The organism is Endozoicomonas sp. ONNA1 (assembly GCF_024606325.1).
In the GTDB taxonomy this organism is placed as follows: domain Bacteria; phylum Pseudomonadota; class Gammaproteobacteria; order Pseudomonadales; family Endozoicomonadaceae; genus Endozoicomonas_A.
In genome coordinates, this window is the sequence record NZ_JAHHPN010000536.1 from 1 (window position 1) to 4329 (window position 4329).

A 4329-nucleotide genomic window follows, 5' to 3' on the forward strand; every position below is an offset into this window, starting at 1 on the left:
TGCGAGCATGGTTTTTCCGGTTCCGGGTTCGCCCTTGATCAGCAGAGGACGTTGCAGGGCAATGGCGGCATTCACAGCGGTTTTCAGTTCACTGGTTGCGATATAACTGTCGGTAGAATCGAATTTCATGATCACAATCGGATTTCTTGATGTTAGAGTTCTGTCAGCACTCTAACGAGGTTTGTAGCTGCTGTGAATACTTATTTTATATTTTGTCTGATCGGCGATGGCATCGATCAAGGATCTCTCTGTCCTTTGAGAGAACGACAGATTTAGGACATTGCTGATTTTTTCTGTCAGACTGTTTGCTGGATTGATCATACTTTTCAGGTGAAGGAGCGACTAAATGGGTTTTGAGTTTACAGCCATTGCACTGGTAGTTCTGATCGCTGTGCTGATTGGTACTGGTGTCAGAATGGTTCCACAGGGCTTTCATTACACTGTAGAACGTTTCGGTAAGTACACCCGAACACTTTCTCCCGGTCTGCACGTCATAGTGCCTATCGTTGATAGGGTTGGTAAGAAAATCAATATGATGGAGCAGGTTCTTGATATACCTTCACAGGAAATTATCTCTTCCGATAATGCTCAGGTAACGACAGACGCCGTTTGCTTTTACCAGGTGCAGGATGCCGTTCGTGCGTCCTATGAGGTCAATGAACTCTATCGGGCGATGCAAAATCTGGTGATGACAAACATTCGTGCTGTTCTCGGGTCTATGGAACTGGATGAGATGCTGTCCAACCGTGACCGTATCAACAACATGCTGCTGGTCAAGGTTGATGAAGCCACCAGTCCCTGGGGGGTGAAAGTGACTCGAATCGAGATTCGGGATATTGCTCCTCCGGGTGATCTTGTGGAGTCGATGGCTCGCCAGATGAAAGCGGAGCGTGAGAAAAGGGCTCAAATACTCGAAGCAGAGGGCAGCCGGGAAGCTGCTATTAAGGTCGCAGAGGGTGAAAAGCAGGCTCAGATTCTGCAAGCAGAAGGAGAACTGGAAGCAGCCAAGAGAGAAGCTGAAGCCAGAGAAAGACTGGCGGAGGCGGAAGCACGGGCAACTGAGGTGGTTTCCCAGGCTATTACTAACGGGGACGCCCGGGCTATTAATTATTTTGTTGCGCAAAAATACGTGGATGCATTGCAATCTGTTGCTGCTGCGGAGAACAGCAAGACCATCATGATGCCGCTTGAAGCTGGTAATGTGATTGGTTCGCTGGCGGGTATTAAAGAACTCGTGGATGACTTGAAGAAAACACCCTGAGAGGATCTGATTGATCAATGAACTTTCTGAACACTCTTCAACCCTGGCACTGGCTGATCGTTATGTTTCTGTGCCTGGGGCTGGAAGCTCTTGGGGCAGGTGGCTTCCTTCTGGGCAGTGCTGCAGCGGCTTTATTATTGGCAGCGATAGTATGGCAGCTACCTGAAACAAGCTGGGCCTGGCAGTTGGTCTGGTTTGCACTGGGCAGCCTGGTCTTTACAGTGGCTTACTGGAAGTTTTTCCGCCGGGTGAATGAAAAAAGTGATTACCCTCAGCTGAACCAGCGTTCTGCCCAATTGATCGGTCGGGTGCTGGTTCTGGAAAATGACCTGCCAGGCGGACAAGGGAAGATCCGGATAGGTGATACCCTTTGGTCCGTGAAAGCGCCCGGAGATCTTGAGAAAGGCTGCTCAGTGATCGTCACCGGCACAGAGGGGATGACACTTCTGATCGATAGACGTAGCTGAACATGGAGGACAGGCATTGGGAATGCTGAAGACAAGCCTGCATTTTATTAGTCAGAATCTGATGAAGTTGAGCTGGCTAGCTCTGCTTGTTCTTTTGCTACTGCTATTTCTTGGCAGCTGGTTGTTAATGTTTCTGTCCGGAGAAGCCGAACTGAGTGCTCCGGAGACCTGGTTTTATTATTTTGTGACAACGGCGACTACGGTGGGTTATGGTGATTTCAGCCCACAGACATCGGGCGGAAAAATGGTTGCTTCACTCTTGGTCATGCCGGGCGGCTTAGTGGTTTTTGCCGGTTTTCTCGGCAAACTGTCTTCATTTTTTGTTGAACTATGGAGAAAGGACATGAAGGGGAAAGGCGATTATTCAACATTGACCGGGCATATCGTGATTCTGGGCTGGCATCCCGAAAGGACAGCCAAAATGATTAAACTAATTTTTGGGGATATCCGCAGAGAAGACCGTAAGGTGGTACTCTGTGCCACAGAAGAAATGGATAACCCTTTTCCTGATCAGGTGTTGTTCATTCAGGGTAAGAGTTTGAGTGATTATGAGCTGCTCAGCCGGGCAGGAGTGACCGCCGCCGACCGGGTCATCATCTACCGTTCCAACGATGACAAGACACTGACTAGTTGTCTGACCGTGACGGCACTGACCAAATCCGCCCATATCGTGGCCTGGTTCGAACGGGAACATATGGTAAAACTGCTCAAGTCCCATTGTCCGCAAGTGGAATGCCATACCAGTGTTTCCATGGAAATGCTGGTGCGATCAGCCCAGGACCCTGGTTCATCTCGCATCCAGGGACAGTTGCTGTCAACACTGATTGGTCCGACACAATACAGTGTTAAAGTCCCTGAAGACTTTGGTGGAGTGAGTTTCAATCGATTGCTGGAATTTATGAAGAAACAGCATGAAGCTATTGTTCTGGGAGTCGCTGAAACGGCTACCGGTGATGATCTGGTTCTTAACCCCAATGGTGAACAGCGAGTCAGGGCAGGTCAACTGGTGTATTACATGTCGGCACAGAGAATTCGCTCCGGAGAAGTTCGCTGGAGCGATATTCATGAATAAATCCCTATCCGGATCCGTGATGGGGAGATCCGGGTCATTGATTCACTCATGGTGGTAATGAACCTGGCCTTTCCGGAACGCAATGAACTCTCCGGATTTCATAATGTTCCAGTTCTCGTTGGTGGTCAGGGGTTCGGTGGCGACTACGGTGACAACATCGTTTTTTGTTGTCACCTGCTTAAAATCAACACTCAACGTATCATCCTTCAAAGTCGCTTTTTCAAAAGGCGCCTTCCGGGTGATCCAGCTTAGTTTGGTTGAGCAGAAACAATAAAGGTGTTTTGAATCCGTTAACAACATATTGAACACTCCCAGCTCTCTTAGTTCCAGTGCCAGCTTGTGGATATAGCGATGCAGTGTTGCAGCCCGGGCAGGGGGGCTGGGAAAGCGTTCCCTGAGCTTGCACATTAGCCAACAAAAGGCATATTCGCTGTCAGTGGTGCCTACGGGACGGTAATAGCAAAGCGGTTTTTTCTTGATGCCTTTAAGCTGGCCATTATGAGCAAAGGTCCAGTTTCGTCCCCAGAACTCCCGGGTAAAAGGGTGGGTGTTTTCCAGAGCAACCCGTCCGGCATTCGCCTGACGGATATGGCTGATCACAATATCGCTCTTGATCGGATAATTCCTGACCAGCCTGGCAATTTCTGACTTACAGCTGGGATGGGGGTCTCGAAATTCACGGACCCCCGCTCCCTCATAAAAGACGATACCCCAGCCATCACTGTGGGGACCGGTGCGTCCACCTCTCTGCATCAAACCACTGAAACTGAAGCAGATATCGGTTGGTGTATTGGCACTCATGCCCAGCAGTTCACACATTTCAACGGTCCGTTCTTATTGTTTCTTCGCACTTTCCGTCCCAGGGGGCACGAAATTTGATCAACAGGTGGGTTCCTGCCTTTTGGATTGTTTCCGGTTGCCAGAAGGCTCTGGTGCTTGTTCATTTGTTTTCTTGTCTTTACCTGTTTTTTTTACCGGCAGAATAATGGCAACCAGAGCCGCCGACCCAGCGGTGATCGCAGTGATCAGTCCTGCTCTGGTCATGGTTTCAAAGCCGTGGGTCATGCCATCGTATACCATCGTCAACAGTGCAGGAGAAAGCAGATCGGAACCTCTGGTTAACCACCAGGGTGTATAAAGCAGGACGGCGGTTGTTAAACATAATAAACGCCTGAAGCGGACCGGCAGTCTTCCCGTAATCATAATCAGGGACACCAGACAACCCGTTGCACCTGCCAGGTAGGCTGCCCAGCCTAGTATAAATTGTGAACTTGTCATCCTTTCTCCTATTGGCGATGGCACCGGGTAAAGCCCAAGCTGGAATGAAAAAAGCCGATAAGAAAAATTCAGGTGGTCGATCCTGAGGTGCCGGCCGATAAAACTGAAACATTAGTCTATATTAATGCTGGTGTTAACCAGTGAACGCTGAGCCCGAAGCAGTCATAGAGTCTCAAGTTGAGGCCACTTTAACATATGTTTTCGGCATTTTGATCTTTTCCGGGCCAGAGGCTGGTGTTGATTTCGCTGTC

The 4329-nt window shown here is 49.3% G+C and carries 6 protein-coding genes; 3 read left to right on the top strand and 3 right to left on the bottom strand.

Annotated elements, in window-relative coordinates:
* Positions 1–129 (bottom strand): ATP-binding protein (locus KDK19_RS12350; protein WP_257292081.1); only part of this gene is annotated, 129 nt, incomplete at its 3' end.
* Between the two features lie 217 nt (positions 130–346).
* Here KDK19_RS12350 and KDK19_RS12355 point away from each other — a divergent pair.
* The 3 genes from KDK19_RS12355 to KDK19_RS12365 are packed head-to-tail and all read left to right on the top strand — an operon-like array spanning position 347 to position 2800.
* Positions 347–1261: an SPFH domain-containing protein gene (locus KDK19_RS12355; RefSeq protein ID WP_257254840.1), complete on the top strand. Its 915-nt coding sequence runs from the start codon at positions 347–349 to the stop codon at positions 1259–1261.
* 17 nt (positions 1262–1278) lie between these two features.
* Positions 1279–1728: an NfeD family protein gene (locus KDK19_RS12360; RefSeq protein ID WP_257254839.1), complete on the top strand. Its 450-nt coding sequence runs from the start codon at positions 1279–1281 to the stop codon at positions 1726–1728.
* Between the two features lie 22 nt (positions 1729–1750).
* Complete coding sequence (locus tag KDK19_RS12365; RefSeq protein ID WP_257254838.1) at positions 1751–2800, top strand: potassium channel family protein; 1050 nt, start codon at positions 1751–1753, stop codon at positions 2798–2800.
* 42 nt (positions 2801–2842) lie between these two features.
* Here the strand turns inward: KDK19_RS12365 and KDK19_RS12370 are convergent, their stop codons facing one another.
* Both KDK19_RS12370 and KDK19_RS12375 read right to left on the bottom strand, forming a co-directional pair.
* Entirely contained in the window at positions 2843–3619 is a 777-nt protein-coding gene (locus KDK19_RS12370) for a class II glutamine amidotransferase (RefSeq protein ID WP_257254837.1), read from the bottom strand.
* A gap of 60 nt (positions 3620–3679) precedes the next feature.
* Positions 3680–4078: a hypothetical protein gene (locus KDK19_RS12375; protein WP_257254836.1), complete on the bottom strand. Its 399-nt coding sequence runs from the start codon at positions 4076–4078 to the stop codon at positions 3680–3682.
* Between the last annotated feature and the right edge of the window lie 251 nt (positions 4079–4329).

Bases quoted from the DNA above. Each gene is read 5' to 3' on its own strand.
- KDK19_RS12365 (WP_257254838.1), top strand. From the start codon at position 1,751: ATGCTGAAGACAAGCCTGCATTTTATTAGTCAGAATCTGATGAAGTTG.
- KDK19_RS12370 (WP_257254837.1), bottom strand. From the start codon at position 3,619: ATGTGTGAACTGCTGGGCATGAGTGCCAATACACCAACCGATATCTGC.
- KDK19_RS12355 (WP_257254840.1), top strand. From the start codon at position 347: ATGGGTTTTGAGTTTACAGCCATTGCACTGGTAGTTCTGATCGCTGTG.
- KDK19_RS12360 (WP_257254839.1), top strand. From the start codon at position 1,279: ATGAACTTTCTGAACACTCTTCAACCCTGGCACTGGCTGATCGTTATG.
- KDK19_RS12375 (WP_257254836.1), bottom strand. From the start codon at position 4,078: ATGACAAGTTCACAATTTATACTAGGCTGGGCAGCCTACCTGGCAGGT.